The following is a 24,749-nucleotide window of genomic DNA, read 5'->3' as shown; positions in this document are numbered from 1 at the left end:
CATGCCAGCCAACCCGCATGACGCGCTGCCGATCCGGCTCAACGTCGACGACAGCGACTCGCCGTCGGATGTGGTCGACGCGCTGTTCCTCGGCCGGTTCGCGTCCGGCGAGCAGCCGTACTCGCACAGCGTGTCCATCGACCGGGTCAGGGCGGGCGTCAGCCTGCTGCCAACCGGGGCCGCCGTGTTGCGTTCGGCGCGCGACAGCGACCGCAGCGCCACCCTCGCCGAGGGCGAGGGCTGGACCATGCTCGTCTCCCGCTGGAGCCGGGGCGCGGACGTCACGGTGACGGCGGTCAGCGACGAACTCGCGGAGCGGGTGCTCGGCGAGGCCACGAAGGGTGCGCAGGACGAGCCCGAACCGCAGCCGGAGAACGTGACGATGGGCTTCTGGTACGTCTCGCCGCGCCGCGGCCCGTACCGGACGACCCGCCAGATCGCGGCCGGGACCTGGGACGAGGTGCGGTCGAACTACACCGCGCCGGTGGCCGGGGCGATGGACCGGCTGATGAAGGTGACCCCCGACGACATCGCGGGGCGGCTGCTCCTGCTGCACGGGCCGCCGGGGACGGGCAAGACCTCCGCCCTGCGGACGCTGGCCCGGTCGTGGCGGGACTGGTGCCAGGTGGACTGCGTCCTGGATCCGGAGCGGCTCTTCAACGACGTGGGCTACCTCATGGACATCGCGATCGGCGAGGAGGAGGGCACGGCGAAGGGCCGCTGGCGGCTGCTGCTGCTGGAGGACTGCGACGAGCTGATCCGCGGCGAGGCCCGGCACACGGCCGGTCAGGCACTGTCCCGCCTGCTCAACCTGACGGACGGTCTGCTGGGCCAGGGCCGCAACGTACTGGTCGGGGTGACGACCAACGAGGACCTCGAGCGCCTCCACCCGGCGGTGGTCCGGCCGGGGCGCTGCCTGGCCCGCATCGAGGTCGGCCGGCTGACCCACCGGGAGGCGGTGGACTGGCTGGGCACCGAGGAGGGCGTCTCCCGCGAGGGCGCCAGCCTGGCGGAACTCTTCGCCCTGCGCCGCGGCACGGGACCGGCGGCGGTCCTCCCGCCCCAGCCGCACACGGCGGAGGCGGGCCTCTACCTCTAGGGGTGTCCTGCGGGTCAGTCGGCTGCGCCGGGCCGTCCGGGCGCCGCCCGGACCCGCGCACGGCGGAGGTTACCCGGCGGCGTACCGGGCCCGGAGGGCGGCGGTGGCGGCGGCCAGGGCTTCCGGCTCCGTCAGGCCCAGCCGGTGGGCCCGCTCCGCATACACCTGCGCAGCAGCCGCGGCCTCGCGGGACGCGCCCTCCCCCGCCGCCGCCACGAACGTCCCGTTGCGGCCCCGCGTTTCGATCACCCCGTCCGCCTCCAGCGCCCGGTACGCCTTCGCCACGGTGTTCGCGGCCAGACCCAGCTCCTCCGCCAGGCCCCGCACGGTCGGCAGTTTGAAGCCCACCGGCAGCCGGCCCGACCGGGCCCGGTCCGCGATCTGCGCGCGCAGCTGTTCGTACGGGGCGGGCGAGCCGGTCGCGCCGCTGATGGTGATCTTCAGGTTCGTCGAGGTCACGCGGGTGATTGTCCCCCATCGCCGGTTAAAGGGGAGGCGCCGGACACAACGGCGCCCGTAGCGTGGGCCGCATGACCGTTTCGGTGCGCGAAGAGATCTGCGCCCGCAACGCGCTTCACGAAGAAAATGGAGGCAGTGTGCCCGAGCAGCAGCTGACCGTGGTCCTCACCAAGGCCGGCAAGCTCAAGATCCGCTATCCGGCCGCGCAGGTCGCCGATGACGGCGACCGCATCTCCGTCCGCGCCCCCTGGGCGGCCGACGGCGTACGGGACTTCGGCTTCGTGCGCTTCGAGCCCGGCGACGTGTTCGTCGAGCACTTCTGGCGCACGCGCTGGTACGCGGTCAAGGAGGTGTGGACCGGCGACGGGGTCCTCAAGGGCTGGTACTGCGACGTCACGCGCCCGGCCCTGGTGCGGAGCGGGGAGATCCTGATCGAGGACCTCGACCTGGACCTGTGGGTCTCGGCGGACGGCTCCTGCGTCCTGCGCCTCGACGAGGACGAGTTCGCGGCGAGCGGCCTCGCCGGCAGCGACCCCGAGGCCGCCGCCCAGGCCGTCCGGGCCCTCGACGCCCTGGACGACCAGGCCCGGACCCCGGCCGGCCTGGCCGCTCTCCTCCGCTGACGGCGACGCCCTTCCTGTGGGCCCGCTTAGCCCTTCCTTAAGCGGACCCTAAGGATCAGCTTCCGGGGCCCGAAGCGGGCGGAACACGGGTTCCGGGCAGCTAGCTTGGCGGGGCCAGCGGGGGGCCGGGAACGGCGCCGCCGGGGGGCGGCGCCGCACCGCTCCGACCGCTGGCGCACAGCTGCCTTGCGCCCGAAGGAGTCACTCCATGCCCGCACGCCGCCGCACCGTGACGCTGACCCGTATCGCCTCCGCCGGCCTCGCCCCCCTCGCGGTGGCCGCGTACGCCGCCGCGCCCGCGGTGGCACACGGTTCGATGACGGACCCGGTCAGCCGGGTGGCTGCGTGCTACGCGGAGGGCCCGGAGTCGCCGAAGTCGGCGGCGTGCAAGGCGGCCGTCGGGGCGAGCGGGGCGCAGGCGTTCTACGACTGGAACGCGGTGAACATCGCCAACGCCGCCGGGAACCACCGGGCGTTGATCCCGAACGGCCAGCTCTGCTCCGCCGGCAACGACAAGTACCAGGGACTGGACCTGGCGCGCGCCGACTGGCCGGCCAGCCCGATGACGGCGGGCGCGCACACCTTCCGCTACAAGGGGACCGCTCCCCACAGGGGTTCCTTCGAGCTGTACGTGACGAAGGACGGCTACGACCCGACGCAGCCGCTCAAGTGGTCCGACCTGGAGCCCGCCCCCTTCGCCAAGGTCACCGACCCGGGCATGCAGAACGGCGACTACGTGTTCTCCGGCACGGTCCCGAACAAGTCCGGACGCCACCTGATCTACAGCATCTGGCAGCGCTCGGACAGCCCGGAGGCCTTCTACACCTGCTCGGACGTGGTCTTCGGCAAGGACAACGGGGGCGGCAGCGGCGGCACTGGCGGTCACGGGGGCAACGGCGGCACGGCCACCGTCCCGAGCGGCAAGCCCAGCGCGAAGCCGAGCGCCGAGCCGTCCACCGGCAAGCCGGCCGAGGCGCGGCCCCAGGCCCCGACGGACCAGCAGATCGCCGCGGGCGCCGGCAAGTCCAGCGTGGAGCACAACGGCCACGGCGACAACGACCCGAAGACGAACGCACAGGCCGGCGCCCCGGTCCCGTCGCAGTCCGCGCAGAACCCCAACCTCGCCGAGACGGGCGGCAGCAGCGCCACCCCGGTGATCGCGATCGCCGGGGCCGGCGTCCTGGCCACGGGCGCGGCCGTGCTGTTCGGGCTGGCCCGCCGCCGCTCGACGACGGGCCGCCACGGCCGCTAGTTCACCCGGCGCACCCGGTTCACCCGGTTCACCGCACGCCCACGCGGACCACCCGCGCGTCAGTCGAAGACCGAGGCGCAGGTGGTCCGTTCGGCGTGCGCCGGGTCGAGGGCGTTGACCGCCTCGTGCCAGGCGATCCGGTCGGTGAGCCCGATGGCCACGTGCTCCGAGAGGTCCAGGACGCACAGGTCCTGGAGTACGACGTTGCGTACGTTCGGCCCGTTCAGGAAGGCACTCCGGTACGGGGTCACCACTTCGTCGTACTTGGTCGCGATGACCGTGTACGCGACGCCGGGCACGGTGTCGCCGCCCTCGTTCAGCTTGTTCTGGAAGGCGGATCCGGCGATCTGGTCGGCCAGCCCCGGGGTGGCGCTGCTGATCAGGTCCTCGGCCCCCGGGAAGTACGGGAGCAGCTGGGTGAGCCCGAGCAGGGTGGTGCCGTGGTTGTCGGGGGCGAGTCCGACCAGGGCGTTGACCTTGGCGGCGCCGCCGAGGAACTTCAGGTAGTAGCGCGGCATCATGCCGCCCTGCGAGTGGCCGATGATGTCGGTCTTGGCGGAGCCGGTGGCGGCGAGCACCTTGTCGACGAACACGTCGAGCTGGCCGGCGGACTTGTCGATGGGTCCGAGCCCGTTGAAGAGGGGGACGCCGGGCAGTTGTCCGTAGTCGAGCGAGTAGACGCAGTACCCGCGGTGTACGAGGTACGGCGCGAGGCCGAGCCAGTTGTCCCACGAGTTTCCGAAGGTGCCGTGGACGAGGACGACGGGGCGCGGATGCGCGGCGGACGGTTTGCAGGACCAGTCGTTCCAGCCGCTGCTGGGGGCGGACGCGGCCTGCGCGGCGCCGGTGGGGGCGACGAGCGCGGCGGCGGCGAGGGTGAGGACGGCCAGCGGGCGGAGCAGGCGTCTCCAGGGCAGCATCGTGTGATCTCCTTGCGGTTGTGACTCAAGGGGATGGGGCGGTGGGGGTTCGTCCCGTGATCCGGATCACAAGGGGGTGCTGCTGCCCGTCAAATTACGGGTGGGTAGCAAAACTGGGAAGTTACGCGTCGGTAAAAATCTCGCGTGTCGTGCGGGAGTCCGCTATGCCGCGAGCGTGCCGCGGGCGATGACGTGCGGCCCGAAGCGGGCGCGGACGCGGTCGGTGACGGCCTCCAGCCGGCGGGCCTTGTCGTCCTGCGGGTCGAAACTCAGCTGCCGCGCGGCCCGTTCGGCCGGGATCAGGTCCTCGGCGCGCAGGGACAGGGCGCGCACCCGGGCCCGCTGCAGCCCCAGGGCCGCGTACAGGGCGTAGGCCGTGGCCGTCAACGCGTCGGAATGCGCGGTGGGTTCGGCCAGGGTGCGGGTACGCGTGAGGGTGGTGCGGTCCGCACAGCGGACGGTGAGCGAGAGGGCCCGGCAGACCTGCCCCCCGCCCTGTTCCTGTGTACGAAGCTTCGCACCGAGTTCCTCCGTCAGCGAGAGCAGCGCCCGCCGGTGCCGTACGGGATCCAGCTCGTCCCGGTCGAAAACCCGTTCCGCGGCGATGGCCCGGGCGGCTTGCCCCGGCCGGACGGGGGTCCGGTCGATCCCGAGGGCACGCTCCTGCACCTCACGGCCGAGGCGGGCGCCCAGGATCCGGCGCAGGGCGGCGGGCGGGGCGGCGGCGACCCGGCCGACGGAGTCGAGGCCGTAGGAGCACAGCGTGCGGGCGGCCTTGGGGCCGATCCCGTCGAGGGCGGTGACGGGCTTGTCGGCCAGGAACCCCACGACGGCGGCGGGCTCGTCGGGGATCACCAGGGTCCCCGCGGGCCGGGCCTCGCGGGCCGCGGCCCGGGCCAGCATGGGGTTGCCGGCCACGCCGACGGTGCAGTCCACGCCGTACAGGGCGAGGGACCGGACCCGGACCACGGCGGCCAGCCGGCCGGCGTCGCAGCCGAAGTACCGCAGCGCGGCCCGGACATCGGCGAGGGCCCCGTCGGGCGGCAGCGCCTGCACGGCCGGGGTGAGGCCGTCGAGCAGCGCGAGCACCCCGGCGTAGGCCTCGGCTCCGAGCGACCCCCCGTCGGCGGGGTGCAGCCGCAGGCACATCACGGCTCGCCTGTCGGTGGTGCTCATCCCGCGCTCCCCGGACTGGAGTGCCACAGCTTGCGCCCGGTCGCGGGACCGGCGCCCGGCGGCTGGAGGTCGGCCCAGGGGTTCATCTCGTACCCCGTGGACATACGGATCCGGCGCCCACTGCCGCTCCCGGAACCGGAGCCGGAGCCGGAGTCCGGGTCGGAACCGGAACCGGAAGCAGGATCAGAGCCGGAACCGGCCCCTCCCCCGCCGGAGGCGACCGGCTCGGCGGCCAGGCGGGCCGCGACCGCGTCCAGGCCGCCCGCCGCCCGGAGCTCCACCAGCTCCGCCAGGTTCCACGCCGCCGCCCCGACCACGCTCAGGCTCTGCGGCCCCCGCCGCTGCACGACACCCCGTACCAGCAGCAGGAAGGAGTGGAAGACGGTGTGCGCGCACCGCTCGTGGCTGTCGTCGAAGAACGCCAGGTCCACCAGGCCCGTGCCGTCGTCCAGCGTCGTGAAGATGACCCGCTTCCCGGACCTGATCGGCGGGGTCTGGGTGGCCGCCTTGGCCCCCGCGACCAGCACGGTCTGCCCGTGCCCCGCATCCCGCAGCCGCCGTGCGGGAACCACGCCCAGCTCGGCCAGGAAGTCATGGTGGTCCCCCATCAGGTGCCGCGAGGCGTCCATGCCGAGGACGCCCAGCTCGGCGCTGAGCCGTTCCGCCTCGGAGAGGTCCGGCAGCCCGACGGAGGCGGTGGACCGGCCCCCCTCCAGGGGGAGCTGGGGTCCGCGCACCCCGGCCGCGCGCTGCGCGCCGTGCAGTTCCGTCAAGTGCAGCAGCAGATCCCGCCGGTTGGCGCCGAAGGAGTCCAGCGCCCCGACCTGCGCGAGCCGTTCGGCCACCGGCCGCCCCGGATGCGCCCGGTCCCAGAAGTCGCGCAGGGAGGCGTACGGCTGCCCGGACGCGATCCGGAGCGCCTCCGCCTTGCTGATGCCGTGGACGTCCGACAGCCCCAGCCGCAGTCCCCACGTCCCGGCGGCGGGGACACCCGGGACACTCTGATCGGACACCAGTTCGATACGGTGGGCGACCGCCGACCGGTTCACGTCCAGCGGCAGCACCGGCACGCCGCGCCGCCGCGCGTCCGCCAGCAGCAGCCGCTTCGGGTACATCCCGGGATCGTGGGTCAGCAGCCCGGCGTAGAAGGCCGCGGGGTGGTGCGCCTTCAGCCACGCCGACTGGTACGTCGGCACCGCGAAGGCCACCGCGTGCGCCTTGCAGAATCCGTACGAGCCGAAGGCCTCCACGATCTCCCAGGTCCGGCCGATCACCTCCGCCGAGTAGCCCCGTTCGCCCGCCTTCGCCGCGAACCACACCCTGATCCGCGCCTGCGAATCCGGGTCGGACAGTCCGCGCCGGACGCGGTCCGCCTCGTCCCGCCCGCAGCCGGTCATGACGTGCACGATCTCGATGATCTGCTCGTGGAAGACCACCACTCCGTACGTCTCGCGCAGCGCGTCTGCCAGGTCGGGGTGCGGGAAGCGCACCGGCGCCCGCCCGTGCCGGGCCTCGATGAACGGCCGGACCATCTCGGCGGCCACCGGCCCCGGCCGGAAGAGGGAGATGTCCACGACCAGGTCGTGGAAGGTGGACGGCTGGAGCCGCCCCACCAGGTCGCGTTGGCCCGGGGACTCGATCTGGAAGCATCCCAGCGTCTCGGCCGAGCGGATCAGCTCGTACGTGGCCCGGTCGCCCGGCGGCACCTGCGCCGGATCGTCCAGGTCGAGCTCCTTGCCGGTGCCGCGCCGGATCTCAGCGACCGCATGGGCCATCGCGGACTGCATCCGCACGCCCAGCACGTCGAGTTTGAGCAGCCCGAGGTCCTCTACGTCGTCCTTGTCGAACTGGGACATGGGGAAGCCCTCGCCGCTGGTGGGGACGACGGGCGTACGGGCGAGCAGGGAGGCGTCGGAGAGCAGGACGCCGCACGGGTGCATGGCGATGCCGCGCGGCAGCGCGTCGAGCGATTCGACGAGCTCCCACAGCCGCCCGTACGACTCCCCCCGTACGCCGCGCAGTTCTGGTAGTTCCTCCAGCGCGGCGCGGGCGTCGCGGGCCCGGATGTGCGGGAAGGCCTTGGCGAGCCGGTCGGTGACGGCCGGGTCCATGGACAGGGCGGCGCCCACGTCGCGGATGGCGTGCCGGACCCGGTAGGTCTCGGGCATGGAGACGGTGGCGACGCGCTCGGCGCCGAACCGGCCGATGATGCGCCGGTAGACCTCCAGCCGGCGGGCGGACTCCACGTCGATGTCGATGTCGGGCAGGACGCGGCGGCGCTTGGACAGGAAGCGCTCCATCAGCAGCCCGTGCGCGACGGGGTCGGCGTGCGCGATGCCGAGCAGGTGGTTGACGAGGGAGCCGGCACCGGAGCCTCGGGCGGCCACGCGGATGCCCATCTCCCGTACATCGTCCACTACTTGAGCGATCGTCAGGAAATAGGAGGCGAAGCCGTGGTAGGCGATGATGTCGAGCTCGTGGTGCATGCGCTCCCAGTACGCGGGGTCGTCCGCGTAGCCGCGCAGCACCATGCCCGCGGTGGCGCGGGAGGTGAGCACCCGCTGGGCGGTGCGGTGGGCCGCGCCGACGAGCCGGGCCTCGGGGAAGTGCACGGAGCCCATGCCGAGGTCGTCCTCGGGGTCCACCGCACAGGCCTCGGCGGTGCGCCGGGTCTCCGCGAGCAGCCCCCGCGCGTCGGCGGGGCGCAGGCCGGCGGCCAGGGCGATCCGGTCGGCGGTCTCGGCCATGGCGCCGGGATCCTTGAGCCAGCGCTCGCCGGTGTCGAACGGCGGCCGGACGGGGGTCAGCCGGCGGGCCGCGTCGAGGATGTCGGCGACCGGGCCCTGGCCCGGGTCGGCGTAGCGGACGGCGTTGGTCAGCACGGCCGGGACGCCCTGCTCGGCGGCGAAGCCGACGGTACGGGCGGCCAGCCGCAGCGAGCCGGGGCCGGTGCCGGTGCGGCCGTGGTGGACGGCCTCCAGGCGCAGGGAGTCCCCGTAGACCTCCCGCCAGGGCGCGAGCAGCCGCGCGGCCCGGTCCGGACGGCCCGCGGCGAGCGCCCGGCCCACCTCGGAACCGGGTCCGAGCAGCACGAAGACGCCCTCCCCGCGCAGGGCCTCCCAGGGAACCACCGGCTGGTGGCCCCCGGCCGGCGCGGCCCCGCCGGCCCCCTCCGGCCCGGCCCCGGCGTGGGCGGCCGTGACCATCCGGCAGAGCTCGGCCCAGCCGGCGGCCCCGTCCCGGGCCAGGAACACGGCCCGCGGGGCGGACTCGTCGATGAAGGCGCCACCCTTGACGGGGGTGCGCCGCCGGTACGAGGCCTCGCCGGCGCCGGCCGTCCCGGAGCCGGCCGAGCCCCCCGACCCGGCCGACCCCGACCCGGGAGGCGATGCGGCCGGCCCGGCCGGCGGTGACACCGCCAGGTCGACGCCGAACAGCGGCCGGATCCCCGCCTGGGCGGCCGCCTTCGCGAACCGCACCGCACCCGCCAGGGTGTCGCGGTCGGTCAGGGCGAGGGCATCCATGCCCCGCTCGACGGCACGTTCCGCCAGCCGTTCCGGGTGCGAGCCTCCGTAGCGCATGGAGAACCCCGAAACGGTGTGCAGATGCGTAAAACCAGGCACCCGCGGCCTCCTGCTTCGCTCGTTACAACACCTCCCCCGTCTCCACCATAGAGCAATTCGAATACCCGTGCGAAACACTTGTTCGATCATCCATCCGGCCCACCCCTGCTGCGCCCCGCCGCCACCGCGTCGAGCGTGAGAGGCATGACCCAGCCCACCCCGCCCGCCCGGAACCCGCACGCCACACCGTCCGGCGGCTTCCTCGCCGAGATCAAAGACGCCGTGACCACCCGGGCAGCCCTGCTGGTCCTGGGGGTGCTGGCCCTGCAGCTGGCTTTCATCACCTCGTACATCGGGGCCTTCCACCACCCGGAACCGAGCCGGATCCCGATCGCCGTGGCCGCCCCCGTCGCGCCGGTCGCCGAGCGGACCGCGCAGCAGCTCGGCGCGCTGCGCGGCGAACCGCTCGACACCCGCGTGGCCAAGGACGAGGCCGAGGCCCTCCGGCAGGTCCGGGAGCGGGACGTGGACGGCGCGCTGATCGTCGACCCGGCCGGCACGACCGACCGGCTGCTGGTCGCGAGCGGCGCCGGGGCCTCCCTCTCCCAGGCGCTGGAACAGATCGTCGGCCTGGCCGAGAAGGCGCAGGGGCGGACCCTGCGGATCACCGACGTGGCTCCGGCCGACGCGGGCGACGCGCGCGGCCTGAGCTCCTTCTACCTGGTCGTCGGCTGGTGCGTGGGCGGCTACCTGTGCGCCGCGATCCTCGCGATCAGCGCCGGTGCCCGGCCTGGCAACATGCACCGGGCGATCATCCGGCTCGGCACCCTGCTGGTGTACTCCCTCGCCGCCGGGCTGCTCGGCGCCGTGATCGCGGGCCCGGTCCTGGGCGCCCTGCCCGGCTCCCTCCCCGCCCTGTGGGGGCTCGGCACCCTGGTCGTCTTCGCCGTCGGCGCGACCACCCTGGCCTTCCAGGGGCTGGCGGGCGTGGTCGGCATCGGCCTCGCGATCCTGCTGGTCGTGGTCTTCGGCAACCCGAGCGCGGGCGGCGCCTACCCGTATCCGCTGCTGCCGCCGTTCTGGAGGGCCATCGGCCCGGCACTGCCACCGGGCGCCGGTACCTACGCCGCGCGCTCGGTCGCGTACTTCAAGGGCAACGGCGCGGCCGGCCCCATGCTGGTGCTCGCCGCCTGGGCGGTGGCGGGCGCGGCGGTCACGCTGGCCTGCTCGGTGGTGCGCCGGGGCCGGCCAGGAGCCGCCGTGGGCAGCGGCCTCCCCGACGACGCACCGTCCGTCCCCCGCTTCACGGCCGGGGCACCCGAGGGCCCGGACACCGCCCGGTGAACCCCTGCCCGTGCGCCGGGGGCGGCGGGGGCGGCGCAGGGTCGGGGTCGGGGCCGGGGTGGGTGTCGTCCGGGACTAAAACGAGATGACTTCGGCGCCGGGTACCGCCCGACAACTCGGCTCGGATCAGGCGCCGAACATCGAAGCCCGTCCCGGACGACACCCACCCCGGCCCCGACCCCGGCCCGGCACGTTCAGCCCCGGCTCAGCCATCGCCGGGCACATCCAGCCCCGCCGGCGCTTGAGGCGCGGGTCCGGGGCGGAGCCCCCGGTGGGGTCAGGCGGCCCGGTGGACCACCTCGCCGGCCACCACCACCGTTTCGGCCACCGTGCCCGGGATGCGCTCCGCCGGGACGGTGAGGATGTCCCGGGACAGGACCACGAAGTCCGCCGCCTTGCCCACCGTGAGGGAACCGCGTTCCTCCTCGAGGAAGTTGGCGTAGGCGGAGCCCATCGTGTAGCCGTACACCGCCGTCTCCACGGACACCGTCTCGGCCGGCTGCCACGGGTCGCCGCCGTCCAGCGGGCGGCGGGTCAGCGCCGTGTAGATGCCGATCATCGGGTCCATCTCGGCCACGTTCCAGTCGCTGGAGAACGCCAGCACCGCCCCGGCCTCGGAGAGGCTCCGCATCGGCCACGCCTTGTGCCAGCGGTCCTCGCCCACGTTCTCCGCCCAGTCCTGCCCCGGACCGGCGATCTCCGGCGCGCAGTGCCTGGGCTGCATGCAGGCCACCACGCCCAGCTCGGCGAAGCGCGGTACGTCCTCGGGGTCCAGGCATTCCACGTGCACCACCTGGTGGCGGGCGTCGCGCGGGCCGTTGACCGCCCGCGCGTGCTCGACGGCGTCGAGGACCGTACGGATGCCCCGGTCGCCCGTGGCGTGCACGAAGCACTGGAAGCCCCGCGCGTCCAGCCCGGTGAGGAGTTCCGCGAATTCCTCCGCCGGGTAGAAGGTCTCGCCCCGGTGGTGCCCGCAGCCCGCGTACGGTTCCAGCAGCGCAGCCGTGCGCGGCTCCACCACGTCGTCGATGTACAGCTTCAGCGGGCCCACCCGCAGCCGGTCCCCGGAGAACCGCCGGGCCGCCTCCTCGAAGGCGGCCAGGTCGGCCTCGCCGGTGCCGCGCGGGTGGAACAGGGCGGCGACGATCCGCGAGCGCAGCCGGCCCTCCGCCCGCGCGCGCTCGTACAGTTCGAGGTCGTCCAGGGAGTTCTGCGGCTCCACGACCGTGGTGATGCCGAAGCGGATCGCGTCGTCGAGGCTCTTGGCGAGGCGCCCGTACTGGCGGTCCGGTGAGGCCCACGGGACGCCGAGGTCGCGCAGGGCCCGGTGGCCGTCGCGGGAGAGGCCCTTGACGGCGAAGTCCTTGACGAAGCCGGTGGGTTCGCCGGTCTCCGGGTCGACGGCGGCCGTGCCGAAGGGCAGGTCGGTACGGTCCTTCGCGACCCCGAGCCGCCGCATCGCCGCCGTGTTCAGCCAGGCCGTGTGCACGTCGTACGAGAGCACGATCGCGGGGGTGTCCCCGGTGACGGGGTCGAGGTCGCCGGCGGTGGGCATGCGCCCGCCGGGGATCGCGGAGTAGTCGAAGGCCTCGGCCTCGATCCATTCCGCGTCGGGGTTGGCCTCCCGCCATGCGCCGATCCGGTCGAGGACCGCGTCGAGCGTCCGCACCCCGGCGAGCTGTACGCAGGCGTCGTCGGAGCCGAGCCGTACGTGGTTGTGCGCGTCGATGAAGCCGGGCAGGACCAGCTTGCCGCCCGCGTCGATCCGCTCGGTGTCCGGTCCGGCCCAGGCGGCGGCCTCGGCGTCCGGGCCGAGCCAGACGATCCTCCCCTCGTGGACGGCGAGGGCCTCGGCCTCGGGCAGGTGCGGGTCCACGGTGTGGATCCGGGCGCCGGTGAGCAGCAGGTCGGCGGGGAAGGGGCGGGGTGCCATGTGAAGGTGCTCCATTGCGGCGGGGGGCGGGGTGCTGGTCGGGTCGGGCCCGTCGGGTCGGGCCGAGGGTCAGGCCGCGGGCGCGGCGGCGGGGGCGTACGCGGGGACTCGGCCGCGGGCCAGGGCCCAGTAGACGAGCCCGGAGACGGCCGAGCCGAGCAGCGTGAGGTCGGCGCCGCCGAGCGGGGCCACCAGCGGCCCGGTCCACAGCTCGGAGTCGCAGATCAGGGCGGCGAAGGCCATGCCGGCGAGCAGGGCGGCCATCCCGGCCGGGTGGTAGCCGGCGCGGTACCAGTAGGCGCCCGCGCTCCCGGCGTGCAGCGCGTCGGAGTCGTAGTGGCAGCGGCGCAGCAGCATGTCGGCGAGGAAGACCCCGCCCCAGGGAGCGAACACGATGATCAGGAGGGAGAGGAAGGAGAGCAGGGAGGTGGTGAAGTCGGTGAGGAAGAGCGCGGCGAGCGAGCCGAGCGCGGTGACGGCGGCGCTGATGACGATGGCCCGGGCACGGCTCCACGGGATGCCGAGGACCTGCAGGTTCAGGCTGGAGGAGTAGAGCGTGATGATCGAGTTGGTGACGGAGCCACCGAGTACGAGGGCCAGGAACAGCGGCTGGAACCAGCCGGGCAGCAGGCTCTCGGCCCCCGCGACCGCGTCGGTCATGTCGGTCTGGGTCGCGGCGGCGACGCCCGCGATGCCGAGGGCCACGGAGGAGATGAAACCGCCGAGGGCGCCCGTCCAGGTGATCGACTTCAGGGAGGTGGTCCGGGGCAGGTAGCGGGTGTAGTCGGCGGGCATCGGCAGGTACGAGAACGGCCCGGCGAGCATGACGACGAAGGCCAGGCTCCAGCCGGACAGCCCGGGGGCGGCGGCCGGGTCGGTGGCGGAGGTGTGCGCGCCGGGCAGGACGAAGACGAGCAGCGCGCCGAAGCCGGCGGCGAGCAGGTAGGCCATCCAGCGCTCGGCGAACTGGACGGTGGCGTGGCCCCACATGGCGACGGCGAAGGTGAGCGCGAGGGTGATGCCGAGCGCGAGGCCGCGTGCGAAACGGCCGCTGCCCAGGCCCACTTCGGCGAAGAAGACCTCCAGCGCGAGGGTCCCGACGACGGTGTTGACGATGGTGTAGCCGATGCTCACCACCCAGTTGAGGACGCCGGCCGGGAAGTTGCCGCGGACGCCGAAGGCGGCGCGGGAGATGACCAGGGTGGCGGTCCCGGTGCGGATGCCGCTGAGCCCGGCGGCGCTGACGGCGAAGAACGACAGGCCGCTGATCACGACCACGGCGACGGCCTGCCAGAAGGAGAGCCCGAAGGCCACGGCCAGGGCGCCGTTGATCACGTAGGTGAAGGTGAGGTTGGAGCCGAACCAGAGCCAGAAGAGGTCCTTGGCGCTGCCGTGGCGTTCCGCGTCGGGGATGGGGTCGATCCCGTGGGTCTCGACCTGGAACACCTCGTCGACGTCGGCCGTGTCCTGCTGAGCCATGTGCACCCCTGATCTTGAACGGCGTTCTAAATTCTTGAACGGCATTCAAGATGAGGGCCGCACCCCGCCCCCGTCAAGACCCCCGCCGGGATAAAGTCGGGCCAGGTGAGACGGAGGGTGGGACCGGTGGCGCGAGCGGGAGCTGGGGCGGCACGGCGGCGCGACGGGCAGATCGCCCAGGAGCGGATGCTGGAAGAGGCCATGGCGGCGATCGCCGAGAACGGGCTGGCGGCGCTCACCATGTCCGCGCTGGCCGAGCGCCTCGGCACCAGCGGCGGCCACATCCTGTACTACTTCGGCAGCAAGGACCGGCTCCTGCTGGAGGCCCTGCGCTGGAGCGAGGAGCTGCTCACCGGCGAGCGCCGGGCCCTGCTCGGCCGCCGGGTGACGGCCGCCCGCAAACTCGACCAGTTCCTGGAGCTCTACCTCCCCGAGGGGCCGCGGGACCCGCGCTGGACGCTGTGGATCGAGCTGTGGGCCCGTACGGCCTCCAACGAACCGCTGAAGGCGGCCCAGGAGGAGATCGACGAGAGCTGGCAGCAGGACCTGGAGGCGCTGCTGGCCAAGGGAGTGGAGCAGGGCCGCTTCGCCCCCGTGGACGTCCCCGCCCGGGCTTCGGAACTGCTGGCCCTGCTGGACGGGCTGAGCACCCGGGTGGTGCTGGGCCAGCGCGGCGCGGACCGCGCCCGGGCCCTGGCCCAGGCCCGCTCGGCGGCGGCCCTCCTCGTCCCGCAGCTCTAGGGCCTGTCGTCAAACTCCCGTCTGCCCCGCGACGTCTGGTGCGTGCTCTCGCCGCACCGGGCGGAATGTACGTCCGGTACCCCGGCACGCCGAGAGCACGCACCAGACGCCGCGGCGCCGCCCTCCGGGCGACGACGGGAGTGTGACGACAGGCCCTAGGGGGCCACAAGCCCGCCCCCTCCTGCGGATGATTCCCGGTTCAGGCTCCCGACTCGAACTCCCGGCGCAGTCCGGCCACCACCGCCCTGCCCGTCACGGTGAGCTCCGGCGCGTCCGAGAGCCGGTCCAGGGCGCGGGCGATCGCGTCGCCGTCGCGCTCGTCCCCGGCGGCCCGCCGGTAGGCCTCGGCCGCCACCTGCGCGTCCACATCGGCCAGCAGCTCCGACACCGGCACCGGCCGCTCCCGCCACGGGGAGTCGTGCAGCCGCTCCCCGTCCGGTACGTACAGGTCGGACACCTCGGTCAGCTCGCGCAGCCGGGCCCGCCGGCGCCCGGCGAGCAGCGCGAGCGCGGTCTCCCGGACGCCCGCCCCGTAGGGCACGCCCAGCGCCCCGGGCCCGCACCGGCCCGGTCCCCCGGGCCCGGTGAGCGGGGTGAGCGTGGTCAGCCCGGCCGCGGTCTCCCGCGCCGGATCCGGCACCGTGCGGTGCAGCAGCGCCCGGGCCGCGTCGAGCCGGCGCCGCCACGCCGCCGCCCCGGCGGCGTCCAGCCTCGGCCGCGGCGGCCGGGAGTAGCAGTCGCGGAAGGGGTCGAGGTCGTCGAGGGCCACCGGCGCACCGCCCGCTTCGGCGCCCGGCCAGATCCGTACGGGCTGCCAGCCGGGAGCGGCATCGGACCGCGCGAAACGCCGTTCGGCCTCTCCCTCCCGTACGCAGAACCCCCCGTCGGCGGCCTTGACGCGGGCCGCGCTCCCGCCGGTGCGCAGCAGCCCCAGGGTCGGCAGGTACAGCTCACCGCCCCGCAGGACCACGCTCACGGGGAGGTCCAGCCGCCCGCGCACCACGGCCGCCGCGGCCAGCGCGGCCAGCCGGGAGGCAGGCGGCTCGTCCGGCGGGCACCCCCGGCGCAGGGAGTCGAGGGTGCCGAGCAGCCAGGTGCGGGTGTACGGGTGGTCCAGTACGGCATCGAGCGCGTCGGGCGCCTCGGCCTCGACGGCTTCGACCAGCTCCCAGGAACGCTGCCAGTCCTCGTCGCCGGAGCCGGCCAGATCCTCGTGCAGCCGGACCAGCAGGAGCCGGGTCAGCTCCTGCTGTGCCGCCGCGAGCGGGGCGGGCGCAGCGGTACCGGCGGGCCCGAACACGTCGGCGGCGGGGGCGATGCGCTGCTCGACCCCCTCCACGAGCGCCTTCAGGTCGGTGCAGTAGACGGAGGGGTTGTCGAAGCCGTTGGCGGCCCGGTAGCGGTGCGCGTAGAGGCCTCCCCCGCACGAGCGCACCACGGGGCACCGGCGGCACTGCGCGCTGACGCCGGCGAGGCCCAGCCGGCGGGCGCGGATGCCGGGGTGGGCGGCCACCTCGTCGAAGCTGTGCCCGAAGACGTCGAAGCCGGTGGCGGCGGCACCCTCGTGGGCGGTCTTGAGCGAGTCGGCCTGCTCCAGGGTTCCGTCGGTCTCGACGACGACCAGGTCCGTGGGCGCCAGGCCCAGGGACTCGGTCAGGCTCGGCCCGCCGTGCAGGGTGCTCAGGAGGGAGTCGAAGAGCCGGACGGGCACGGGCCGGCCCTGCCCGTCCCAGTGGTCGAAGACCCGCAGGAGCCACCGGGCGTAGGCGTCGGGGCGTCCTCCGGGCCGGGCCGGGGGCGTCTCCCAGGTCGCGTGCGGCAGGAGGAAGTCGACGCGCGGCGGTGCGAGCGCGGTGAGCGCGTCGAGCACCGCGCGCGGGTCGTTCTCCACGTCCACCGTGCAGAGCAGGCCCTGGTACAAGTGCCGGTGGCGCTCCCGGCCGAGCAGCCCGAGAGCCTTGAGGACCCGGGGGTGGCTGGTCCGGCCGTTCGCGAAGCGGCGGTGCCGGTCGTTGGCCGCGCGGTCGCCGTCGAGCGACACGCCGACCTTGACCCCGTACTCGCCGAAGAGGTCGAGGAAGGCCTCGTTCAGCCGGATGCCGTTGGTGTGGATGCGCAGGTCGAGGGCGGCCACCCCGTCGAGGCCCCGCTCGAGCGCCTCGCACAGCCTGCGCAGCCGGGCGGGGCCGGCCAGCAGCGGCTCGCCGCCGTGGAGGATGACCGTCACCGAGGGCAGGCCGTGGGCGGCGGCGTGCTCGGCCAGCCGCTCCGCGATCCGTTCGGCCACCGCTTCGGAGATCACCGCGGGCCGTTGCCGCCAGCTCTGGTCCGCGTGTTCGTAGACGTAGCAGTGGTCGCATGCGAGATCGCATCTGCTGTGCACCTTGACCACGAACTCGCGGAAAGGAATGAGCCGCGCGCCGGCTCGTGGTCCGGCTCGTCGGCGGGGTCTGCGGCGGGGTCTGCGGCCAGGACCACCCGGTAGTCCACGTGGTCCACCACCACGTTGTGCTGGCCCCCGTTGAGGACCCCCACGCTCCAGGCCTTGGCGGTGCCCGGCAGCTGTCCCGCCACGAACTCGGACCGCCATCCCAGTGCGGGCCGTACCGTACGGGCGTACTGGGCCCGCGCCAGGACGGCACCCGCCGAGACGGCCAGCAGGCTCGCGAGGGGCTCGGCGCTCATCAGCTGAAGGCGCCACGGCCACGCGGACCGGGAGGCCTCGGGCATGTTGCCGCGGACGATCTCCCAGACGAGGACGGCGCCGAGCACGCACAGCAGGACCAGGGGTGCGGTGAACAGCCAGCGGTTGCGGCGGATCCGCCGCTGCGCATCGGCCGCGGAGCCTCCCCGACCGGACGGTGCACTGGTCATGCGTGCCTCCCCCTCGCCAACGTTGAGCCCCCGCCCGGGAGTTGGGCGGGGGCTCACGATTGTGCCGCAGGCGAGGCGGGTCAGTACACGCTGACCCCGTAGGCGTTGAGGGCCTCGACCACCGGCTGGAAGTAGGTGGTTCCGCCCGAGGAGCAGTTGCCGCTGCCGCCCGAGGTGAGGCCGACGGCGCGGGTGCCCGAGTAGAGCGGGCCGCCGCTGTCGCCGGGTTCGGCGCACACGTTGGTCTTGATCATGCCGTAGACGATGTCGCCGCCGCCGTAGTTGACCGTGGCGTTGAGGCCGGTCACCGAGCCGCTGTGGGTGCCGGTGGTGGAGCCGCGCCGCTTGACGGACATGCCGACGGTGGCGTTGACGGCGCTGGTGATGTCCTGGCTGCCGACGGTGCCCGGCGGGACCGGGGAGTTGCTGGCGTACTTGATCAGGCCGTAGTCGTTCGTCGGGAAGCTGGATCCGACGGTGGTGCCGATGGTGGAGGTGTGGGAGGAGTTGCTCCACCAGGTGCCGGCACCGTCGGTGCAGTGACCGGCGGTGAGGATGTAGTACGTGCTGCCGCTGCGCACGTTGAAGCCGAGCGAGCAGCGCCAGCTGGAGGCGTAGATCGCGTCGCCGCCGGAGAGCAGTTTGGTCAGTTTGCCGGGGGTGCGCTCGATGCGCAGGGCGCCGGCGTCGGCACCGGCCTCGCGCTTGATTTTCGCGAGGTCTGCGTCCGAGACGGTGGAGTCGGCGGTGACCACCAGGGTCCCGGTGGCGGGGTCGGCGTGCCAGGCGGTGCCGGCGACGTCGGCACGCAGGACGGATGCGCCGGCTGAGGCCAGCCGTGCGGCGCTGAAGCCGCCGTCCTGTGCGTCCGCGTTCGCCACGGCGGGGGCGGCGAGTGCTGCGATGGCGGCCAGGCCGGTGGCCACCGCGAGCAGCCTGGTACGGGTGATGCTCTTGATCCTCACTTATCGTCCTCCGAGAGGTTCGGGGGCCCGGCTGTCGTGGGGGTGCCGGAGCCCGTGAGGCGCAGCCGGGGGCACGGGGAGCGCCTAGATTTGCGCCGTGTCCCTGACAAGCACTGTCGGGAGTGTCCTGGCGTCAGATACCGGTCGCAAGGGCGCCTTTCAGCCGCCGCTCGCCCGCCGCCACCTCGAAGGGAAGGGTGTTCCCCGGAGGCGGGAAAGGGCAGATGAAGTGGTCGGTGAAGGCGCAGGGCGGCAGCAGGGCCCGGTTGAAGTCCACCGTGATCGAGCCGTCCGGCTCCGGGGTGCCGGGTTTCAGGAAGCGGAAGCGGTAGCTGGAGTGCCCGCCGGTGGCATCGCCGAAGACCGCCCAGAGGCTGCCGTCCTGCTCGTCGACGGCCACCCGGAGAGTGTGCTCGACGCCCGCGAAGGCGAAGCCCAGCTCGCCGCCGAGGCCGAGTCCGCGCGTCCGTCCGTCGGCGTTCTCCACCCGGACGGTCCGGTCCTCCCCGTACGGGCGGAAGCGTCCCGGCAGCGCAAAGGCGGGGTCGTAGGGGGTGGCCTCGATACCGGTGAAGGCCCGGCGGGTCGCGGCGGCGGGGTCGAAGACCCGTACCGCCCACTCTCCTTCGCGCCGGATGACGACGACCCGCCGCTCCCCCGCGGAAACCCGCGCGTGGGCGGGCGCGGCCTCGTCGGCGGCGAGTACGGCGTCACCGGTGAAGGGCTCGCCGTCAAGCCGAAGGGAATCGCCGGGGGCGGCCGTCAGCGCGACTCCCGCGCCGGTCGCGCGCCACTGCCCCGGAACGGCCGGAATTCGACCTTCCGGGTAGTCGGCGAGCCAGAAGGTTCCGGTCAGCGCGAGGGGGCCGTGGGGGGCGGACACCGCGGCCACCCGATGCTCGTGCCAGGTCCGCCAGGCGGCGGGCGGGTCGTCCGCGTCGTCGTTCATGCCGGTCAACCCTTCCACGCCGGCCCGGACGGGAACCGCGGGGTACTCCGTCCGGGCCTGAACGTCGTGAAGGGGCCCTCAGCCTGAAGGGGCCTCAGCAGTCGCACCCGCAGTCACAGCAGCCGCCGTCGCCGCAGCAGCAGTTGCAGCCGTCGCAGTTGCAGTTGCCGCAGTCACAGTCGTCGCACCAGGCCTGCTTCTTCTCCCTGGACCACGGCCCCTCGTGCTCGGTGCAGCACAGCTGGCAGGTGCAGAACAGCCCCACGGCCACCGCGCAGCCGGCCAGCAGCCCCCGGCGCGGCTTCTGCGGGGGCGGAGCACCCCAGCCGCCTCCGCCACCGCCACCGCCCCAGCCGCCACCGCCGGGCCCCATCGGCGGCGGCTGGCCCGGTCCGCCCGGGGCCTGCTGCGGCGCGCCCGGCGCGTAGGGGTGGGAGCCGTAGGGGGCGGAGGAGTAGGGGCCGCCGCCGGCCTGGGGCGTGGCCGCGTAGGGGTTCGCGGCGTACGGCCCGCCGCCCTGCCCGGCGGAGGCCGTCGCCGTGTGCCCGCAGCCACCGGTCCCGAAGGCCCGGTCCACCGAGGTGCGCAGCTCGTGCACGAGCAGCCGGTGGGCGAGCCCGGCGTCCGCGAACTCCACCTCGCGCAGCGCCAGCCGGATCCCGTGCAGCGCGTCGTCGCACAGCCGCCGCGCCTCGGCGAGCGAGGTCCCGGTGGCGGTGAGCGGGTTCCAGGCGCCCGCCGCGGCGTCCGCGCCCTGGTCCTCCACCGCGTCGAGCAGGTGCGCGAGCCGCCCGAAGTAGCGGCCCGCCTCGGCGAGCGCCGGCGCGTTGCCGGGACGTCCGGCCAGCTGTGCGGTATGCGCGAAGGCGGCGGCCGTCGCGGTCTCCGTCGGCTCGGTCACCACCAGCACCGGCGTGCCGGGGCCGGCCAGCGTCTCGATGCCCGCCTGCCGGTCCACGGCGTCGACGAGGACCGCCGTGTCGAAGCCGAGCGAGGCCCCGGTGCGGGCGCCGGCCCGGTCCCAGCCGCGGGCGACCCTGCGCGCGGCGGCGGCGATGGGGGCCCGGGCCAACAGCCCGTCCCGGTCGGCCACGTGGTCCCGCACCTTCGCGGAGGCCAGGACGAGCGAGACGGCGGCCGCGAGCCGCGCCCCCTCGCCGTTGGCCACGGGGGCGGTGCGCATCCCGCGCAGGGGACAGGGCCCGGCGGTGCGCCGGGCACCGGGCGCGGGACCGGACTGAGCCTCCGTCAGGACGGAGACGAGCAGCCCGTCATAGTTCGTGACGATCCGGGCGAACTGGCCGTGGTCCCCACGAAGTGCCAGACACAGCCCGCAAAGATGGGCCATCCACTCCGTTTTGAACCGCTCTCCCAGCCGGTGCGTGCAGGGTCTGACTATGCCGAACAAACCGCTTCCCCCGTGTGTCGTGCGCGTGCCTGCGGGGCATCGTATCCAGCCGCGCGCCTCACCCGTACGTCCCCACCGGTCACCCGCACGGTGGCACCAGTCGTATTTTCACTCAGTCAGCAGTGGTAGCCGCCAGGAACCTTGACCGTGCAACGGATGTTCTGCACCAGTACCGTCACGAAACCACTGCGCCGCGACTATCCACTTGGCGCGTTGTCAGCATCATGGACGACCATAGGGGCAGCGGAGAGAAGACAACTGACCGCGGTGAAAGGAGGCGTCCATGGGTTCGGTGCGCAAGGCGAGTGCCTGGCTGGGTCTCGTGGAGGACAGCGACGACGAGCGTTACTACGACGACGACTACGCGGAGCCGGCACAGGGTTCGGTGGCCGGTCCCGGCGAGCAGTGGGTCACCGACCCGCGCGTCAGGGTGGCCTCCGAGTCGGCTGTCGAGCAGGGCCGCCGGATCGCGACGGTCACCCCCGACGGCTTCCGTGACGCGCGTGGAATCGGCGAGCTGTTCCGCGAGGGCGTCCCGGTGATCGTGAACCTGTCGTCGATGGACCCGGGTGACGCCAAGCGCGTGGTCGACTTCGCGGCCGGCCTGACCTTCGGGCTGCGCGGTTCGATCGAGCGGGTGGCGACCAGGGTCTTCCTGCTGACCCCGGCCGACACCCAGATCGTGAGCGGCGAGCCCGGCGGCCGCTCGCGCGACTTCTTCAACCAGAGCTAGGCAGGGTTCTCACCGGAAGGCGTCCAGCCCGGTGAGCGCCTTGCCCAGCACCAGTTGGTGCATCTCGACGGTGCCCTCGTAGGTGAGGACCGATTCGAGGTTCGTGGAGTGCCGCATGACGGGATATTCGAGGGAGATCCCGTTGGCACCGAGGATGGTCCGCGCGGTGCGACAGATCTCGATGGCCTCGCGGACGTTGTTGAGCTTGCCGAAGCTGATCTGCTCCGGCCGCAGGGTGCCCGCGTCCATACGCCGGCCCAGGTGGTGGGCGAGCAGGATGCCCTTGTGGAGTTCGAGGGCCATGTCCGCCAGCTTGGCCTGGGTGAGCTGGAAGCCGCCGATCGGCCTTCCGAACTGCTCGCGCGTCTTCGCGTAAGCGAGGGCGGCCTCGAAACTGGCGCGCGCCGCGCCCATGGACCCCCAGACGATCCCGTACCGCGCGTGGCTGAGACAGCCGAGCGGTCCCTTCAGCCCGGTGACTGCGGGAAGTACCGCGTCGGCCGGCAGCCTCACGTCGTCCATGACGAGCTCGCTGGTCACGCTGGCCCGCAGCGACCACTTGTGCTTGATCTCCGGCGCGGAGAACCCGGCCGTGTCCGTCGGGACGGCGAAGCCGCGGATCCCCTCGTCGGTCTGCGCCCACACCACGGCGACGGAGGCCACCGAACCGTTGGTGATCCACATCTTGCGCCCGTTCAGCACCCAGTCGCCGCCGTCGCGCTTGGCGTAGGTCCGCATCGCGGCCGGGTCCGAGCCGACATCCGGTTCGGTCAGGCCGAAGCAGCCGATCAGCTCACCGGCGGCCATCCCGGGCAGCCAGCGCTGCTTCTGCTCCTCCGAGCCGTACTTCCAGATCGCGTACATGGCCAGCGACCCCTGTACGGAGACCAGCGAGCGGATACCGGAGTCGGCGGCCTCCAGCTCCAGGCAGGCGAGGCCGTACTGCACGGCGCTGGCGCCCGCGCAGCCGTAGCCGGTGAGGGACATCCCGAGCGCCCCGATGGCCCCGAGCTCACGGGCCAGCTCCCGGATGCCGGGCAGCTCCCCGCTCTCGTACCACTCGGCGACGTACGGCAGCACCCGGTCGGCGGCCCAGTCGCGCACGGTGTCGCGGATGGCGAGGTCCTCGGGCCCGAGCAGCTCGTCGAGCCCGAGCGGATCATGAGGCAGGAACGGTGACACGGGGCCTCCCGGCGGCCTGAGTCGTACCCAGCAGCGCAAGTTTTGCACCGCGGCCGACGCTAGACGCGCCCCTCCCCACCGATCAAGCCCTACCTGGTCACACCGCAACGGCGCCGCACCCGGCAGGGGCGGTCAGCCCACCCGCTCCGCAGGAGCCACGTACGGCTCCGCCGAAGCCTGCGCGGGCAGCCGCACCGCATCCGGCCCGCCGGCAGGCGCCCCGCACTCCATCACCCGCGGCAGCTTCAGCGCCATCACGGCGCCGGCGAGCAGCAGCCCGGCACTCACCACCAGCGTCACGTGCAGCCCTTGCACGAACGAGTGCCGCGCGGCGGCGTACAGCGACTGCCCCGCGGTCCCGCCCAGCTGCGCCGCGATCTGGTAGGCCTCGCCCAGAGAATGGGCGGCGCCCGCCGAGTCCGCCGCCGAGACCCCCGGCACCCCCAGCAGCCCCGGCCGGTACGCCGCGTTCATCACGCTGCCCAGCAGCGCGATGCCCATGCCCGCGCCCAGCTGGTAGGAGGTCTCGCCGATCGAGGCCGCACCACCGGCGCTGGCCGCCGGGGCCTCGCTCAGCATCGACTCGTAGGCGGCGAACAGCGTGGTCTGGAGCCCGAACCCGAGCAGGACGAAGCCGACCGTGAGCAGCACGGGCCGGTCGTGCTGCCCCATGAGCGTCAGCAGCAGCACGGCGCCGGCGGTCAGGACGAAGCCCAGCGAGACCATGGTGCGCGGTCCGATCCGGGCCAGGGTGTAGGAGCCGGTGGCGCCGGCCGCCATGGCGGCGAAGGTGAGCGGCAGCAGCCGCAGTCCGGTCTCGAGCGGGCTCAGGTGCAGCACCAGCTGGAGGTACTGGACGGCGATCAGCTCCAGGCCGACCAGCGCCAGCATGGCGAGCACGATGCAGCCCACCGCGGTGGAGAAGGCGGCGCGCGAGAACATCCGCATGTCGATCAGCGGGTGCGTCCGCCGCTTCTGCCGCCGGACGAACAGGACGAGCAGGGCCACGCCGAGGATCAGCGGCACCAGCGCCTGGGCGTCGAGCAGCTGGCGTTCGGCGCCGAGCCGCTTGATCCCGAAGACCGTGCCGAGCACGCCGGTGGCGGCCATCACCGCGCCGAGCACGTCCCACGGCCCGTCGGCGGAGCCCTTCGACTCGGGCAGCAGCCAGCGTCCCAGCGGCAGGATGAGCGCCATCAGCGGAATGTTGATGAGGAAGACCGAGCCCCACCAGAAGTGCTGGACGAGGAAGCCGCCGAGCACGGGACCGCTCGCGGCGCCGATCGCGGCGACTGCGGTCCAGATGCCGATGGCGAGCGCCCGCTCGCGCCGGTCGGGGAAGACCTGGCGCAGGATCGACAGCGTGGCGGGCATGATCATCGCCCCGCCGATGCCCAGCAGGGCGCGCGCGGCGATGAGGACCTGGGCGTTGTCGGCCAGGGCCGCCATGGCGGAGGCCACGCCGAAGAGGCCGTAGCCGAGCAGGAGTATGCGGCGGCGGCCGACCCGGTCGCCGAGGGTGCCGAAGAGGATCAGCAGGGCGGCGCAGACCAGGGGGTAGGCGTCGACGATCCACAGGAGCTCGATGGAGCCGGGGCGCAGGTCCTCCGTGACGGAGGGGACGGCGACGTGCAGGATCGTCGCGTCGAGCGCGACGAGGACCAGACTGACGCACAGGACCGCCAGGACGACCCAGCGGTTGGTCCCGCCGGAGGCCGCGCAGAGCCGCTGCCAGGGGGATGGGGTCCTGGTCCCGGTCGCGTTCGTCCCCGACATGCATGTACCTCCCAGGTGATCCCTCGCGCTCGGCGGACCAGCGTCTGACGGAGCCGCGGGGGGTGGTGCGCTGTGCGGCGTCCAACGGGGTCCGGCATCGACACGCGAGTGAACGGTCAGCGTACGCGAGTTCGTCTGCCCGACACGTGGCCAAGCTCTCATCCCGGCGGCGGCCGTCGTGTGGCGTACGCCACTCACTCCCACCCCGCTCCTCCCCCGCGTACACGCGCGCTCACGGCCCGTGGTTCTCGGCCGCGCCCATCCGCCGTCCAG

At 73.7% G+C, this 24,749-nt stretch carries 19 protein-coding genes; 6 read left to right on the top strand and 13 right to left on the bottom strand.

The genetic code is table 11. The annotated features are described in order from the left end of the window. Position 1: 1 nt before the first annotated feature. The gene (locus ACIP5M_RS33320) at positions 2 to 1,099 is read left to right on the top strand and encodes a DUF5925 domain-containing protein (protein WP_401203993.1); all 1,098 of its coding nucleotides are present in this window, start codon (positions 2 to 4) and stop codon (positions 1,097 to 1,099) included. 69 nt (positions 1,100 to 1,168) lie between these two features. Here the strand turns inward: ACIP5M_RS33320 and ACIP5M_RS33315 are convergent, their stop codons facing one another. Next, entirely contained in the window at positions 1,169 to 1,558 is a 390-nt protein-coding gene (locus ACIP5M_RS33315; protein WP_401203990.1) for a GntR family transcriptional regulator, read from the bottom strand. Positions 1,559 to 1,629: 71 nt separating this feature from the next. Here ACIP5M_RS33315 and ACIP5M_RS33310 point away from each other — a divergent pair, with 71 nt between their 5' ends. Next, positions 1,630 to 2,181, top strand: coding sequence for a DUF402 domain-containing protein (locus ACIP5M_RS33310; protein ID WP_401203987.1), 552 nt, complete (start codon positions 1,630 to 1,632; stop codon positions 2,179 to 2,181). Positions 2,182 to 2,389: 208 nt separating this feature from the next. Next, positions 2,390 to 3,433 carry a lytic polysaccharide monooxygenase gene (locus ACIP5M_RS33305; RefSeq protein ID WP_401203985.1) on the top strand — a complete coding sequence of 348 codons (1,044 nt, stop codon included), beginning with the start codon at positions 2,390 to 2,392 and terminating at the stop codon, positions 3,431 to 3,433. Between the two features lie 59 nt (positions 3,434 to 3,492). Here the strand turns inward: ACIP5M_RS33305 and ACIP5M_RS33300 are convergent, their stop codons facing one another. From ACIP5M_RS33300 to ACIP5M_RS33290, 3 genes are all read right to left on the bottom strand, one after another. Then, complete coding sequence (locus tag ACIP5M_RS33300; RefSeq protein ID WP_401203983.1) at positions 3,493 to 4,353, bottom strand: esterase/lipase family protein; 861 nt, start codon at positions 4,351 to 4,353, stop codon at positions 3,493 to 3,495. Positions 4,354 to 4,515: 162 nt separating this feature from the next. Then, positions 4,516 to 5,529 (bottom strand): hypothetical protein, encoded by a 1,014-nt coding sequence (locus ACIP5M_RS33295; protein WP_401203980.1) that lies wholly within the window; start codon positions 5,527 to 5,529, stop codon positions 4,516 to 4,518. Beyond that, positions 5,526 to 9,110, bottom strand: coding sequence for a DNA polymerase III subunit alpha (locus ACIP5M_RS33290; protein ID WP_401204158.1), 3,585 nt, complete (start codon positions 9,108 to 9,110; stop codon positions 5,526 to 5,528). The genes ACIP5M_RS33295 and ACIP5M_RS33290 overlap by 4 nt, the downstream gene beginning before the upstream one ends. 186 nt (positions 9,111 to 9,296) lie before the next feature. On the opposite strand from ACIP5M_RS33290, the gene ACIP5M_RS33285 reads away from it, so the two are divergent. Continuing rightward, on the top strand, positions 9,297 to 10,436 hold the full coding sequence (locus ACIP5M_RS33285) for a DUF3533 domain-containing protein (RefSeq protein WP_401203978.1): 1,140 nt from the start codon (positions 9,297 to 9,299) through the stop codon (positions 10,434 to 10,436). Between the two features lie 277 nt (positions 10,437 to 10,713). Here the strand turns inward: ACIP5M_RS33285 and ACIP5M_RS33280 are convergent, their stop codons facing one another. Together ACIP5M_RS33280 and ACIP5M_RS33275 are read right to left on the bottom strand one after the other, a co-directional pair. Then, on the bottom strand, positions 10,714 to 12,369 hold the full coding sequence (locus ACIP5M_RS33280) for an amidohydrolase (RefSeq protein ID WP_401203975.1): 1,656 nt from the start codon (positions 12,367 to 12,369) through the stop codon (positions 10,714 to 10,716). A 69-nt stretch (positions 12,370 to 12,438) separates the two neighbouring features. Then, positions 12,439 to 13,848, bottom strand: a complete 1,410-nt coding sequence (locus ACIP5M_RS33275; protein WP_401203974.1) for a purine-cytosine permease family protein — start codon at positions 13,846 to 13,848, stop codon at positions 12,439 to 12,441. Between the two features lie 186 nt (positions 13,849 to 14,034). Between ACIP5M_RS33275 and ACIP5M_RS33270 the strand changes: the two genes are divergently transcribed. Continuing rightward, positions 14,035 to 14,589, top strand: coding sequence for a TetR/AcrR family transcriptional regulator (locus tag ACIP5M_RS33270; protein ID WP_401204156.1), 555 nt, complete (start codon positions 14,035 to 14,037; stop codon positions 14,587 to 14,589). Between the two features lie 199 nt (positions 14,590 to 14,788). Here ACIP5M_RS33270 and fxsBH read toward each other — a convergent pair whose 3' ends face one another. From fxsBH to ACIP5M_RS33245, 5 genes are all read right to left on the bottom strand, one after another. Then, a complete protein-coding gene (fxsBH, locus tag ACIP5M_RS33265; RefSeq protein WP_401203971.1) occupies positions 14,789 to 16,981 on the bottom strand; it encodes a radical SAM/SPASM protein FxsBH, inactivated beta-hydroxylase extension form in 2,193 nt (730 codons plus the stop codon). Further along, complete coding sequence (locus tag ACIP5M_RS33260) at positions 16,888 to 17,463, bottom strand: hypothetical protein (RefSeq protein ID WP_401203969.1); 576 nt, start codon at positions 17,461 to 17,463, stop codon at positions 16,888 to 16,890. Before ACIP5M_RS33260 ends, fxsBH begins: the two co-directional genes overlap by 94 nt. A gap of 80 nt (positions 17,464 to 17,543) precedes the next feature. Next, positions 17,544 to 18,428 carry a S1 family peptidase gene (locus tag ACIP5M_RS33255; RefSeq protein ID WP_401203966.1) on the bottom strand — a complete coding sequence of 295 codons (885 nt, stop codon included), beginning with the start codon at positions 18,426 to 18,428 and terminating at the stop codon, positions 17,544 to 17,546. Positions 18,429 to 18,561: 133 nt separating this feature from the next. Beyond that, a complete protein-coding gene (locus ACIP5M_RS33250; RefSeq protein ID WP_401203964.1) occupies positions 18,562 to 19,377 on the bottom strand; it encodes a DUF1684 domain-containing protein in 816 nt (271 codons plus the stop codon). Between the two features lie 94 nt (positions 19,378 to 19,471). Continuing rightward, a complete protein-coding gene (locus tag ACIP5M_RS33245) occupies positions 19,472 to 20,785 on the bottom strand; it encodes a DUF5685 family protein (RefSeq protein WP_401203962.1) in 1,314 nt (437 codons plus the stop codon). A 283-nt stretch (positions 20,786 to 21,068) separates the two neighbouring features. Here ACIP5M_RS33245 and ACIP5M_RS33240 point away from each other — a divergent pair, with 283 nt between their 5' ends. Further along, positions 21,069 to 21,518, top strand: a complete 450-nt coding sequence (locus ACIP5M_RS33240) for a cell division protein SepF (protein WP_362050927.1) — start codon at positions 21,069 to 21,071, stop codon at positions 21,516 to 21,518. A 9-nt stretch (positions 21,519 to 21,527) separates the two neighbouring features. On the opposite strand, the gene ACIP5M_RS33235 is transcribed toward ACIP5M_RS33240, so the two are convergent. Continuing rightward, positions 21,528 to 22,700: an acyl-CoA dehydrogenase family protein gene (locus ACIP5M_RS33235; RefSeq protein WP_401203960.1), complete on the bottom strand. Its 1,173-nt coding sequence runs from the start codon at positions 22,698 to 22,700 to the stop codon at positions 21,528 to 21,530. A gap of 132 nt (positions 22,701 to 22,832) precedes the next feature. Next, entirely contained in the window at positions 22,833 to 24,476 is a 1,644-nt protein-coding gene (locus ACIP5M_RS33230) for an MFS transporter (RefSeq protein ID WP_401203957.1), read from the bottom strand. Positions 24,477 to 24,749: the final 273 nt, after the last annotated feature.

Source organism: Streptomyces sp. NPDC088762 (assembly GCF_044750905.1).
Classification (GTDB): Bacteria; Actinomycetota; Actinomycetes; order Streptomycetales; family Streptomycetaceae; genus Streptomyces.
The sequence above is the reverse complement of the archived record's forward strand: the minus strand, read 5'-3'. Positions and strand labels throughout refer to the sequence as shown.

Excerpts from the sequence above, each read along its gene's own strand:
- ACIP5M_RS33310 (WP_401203987.1), top strand. The coding sequence starts at position 1,630 with ATGACCGTTTCGGTGCGCGAAGAGATCTGCGCCCGCAACGCGCTTCAC.
- ACIP5M_RS33300 (WP_401203983.1), bottom strand. The coding sequence starts at position 4,353 with ATGCTGCCCTGGAGACGCCTGCTCCGCCCGCTGGCCGTCCTCACCCTC.
- ACIP5M_RS33275 (WP_401203974.1), bottom strand. The coding sequence starts at position 13,848 with ATGGCTCAGCAGGACACGGCCGACGTCGACGAGGTGTTCCAGGTCGAG.
- ACIP5M_RS33305 (WP_401203985.1), top strand. The coding sequence starts at position 2,390 with ATGCCCGCACGCCGCCGCACCGTGACGCTGACCCGTATCGCCTCCGCC.
- ACIP5M_RS33280 (WP_401203975.1), bottom strand. The coding sequence starts at position 12,369 with ATGGCACCCCGCCCCTTCCCCGCCGACCTGCTGCTCACCGGCGCCCGG.
- ACIP5M_RS33290 (WP_401204158.1), bottom strand. The coding sequence starts at position 9,110 with ATGCGCTACGGAGGCTCGCACCCGGAACGGCTGGCGGAACGTGCCGTC.
- ACIP5M_RS33270 (WP_401204156.1), top strand. The coding sequence starts at position 14,035 with ATGCTGGAAGAGGCCATGGCGGCGATCGCCGAGAACGGGCTGGCGGCG.
- ACIP5M_RS33240 (WP_362050927.1), top strand. The coding sequence starts at position 21,069 with ATGGGTTCGGTGCGCAAGGCGAGTGCCTGGCTGGGTCTCGTGGAGGAC.
- ACIP5M_RS33285 (WP_401203978.1), top strand. The coding sequence starts at position 9,297 with ATGACCCAGCCCACCCCGCCCGCCCGGAACCCGCACGCCACACCGTCC.
- ACIP5M_RS33320 (WP_401203993.1), top strand. The coding sequence starts at position 2 with ATGCCAGCCAACCCGCATGACGCGCTGCCGATCCGGCTCAACGTCGAC.
- ACIP5M_RS33260 (WP_401203969.1), bottom strand. The coding sequence starts at position 17,463 with ATGACCAGTGCACCGTCCGGTCGGGGAGGCTCCGCGGCCGATGCGCAG.
- ACIP5M_RS33230 (WP_401203957.1), bottom strand. The coding sequence starts at position 24,476 with ATGTCGGGGACGAACGCGACCGGGACCAGGACCCCATCCCCCTGGCAG.
- ACIP5M_RS33250 (WP_401203964.1), bottom strand. The coding sequence starts at position 19,377 with ATGAACGACGACGCGGACGACCCGCCCGCCGCCTGGCGGACCTGGCAC.
- ACIP5M_RS33295 (WP_401203980.1), bottom strand. The coding sequence starts at position 5,529 with ATGAGCACCACCGACAGGCGAGCCGTGATGTGCCTGCGGCTGCACCCC.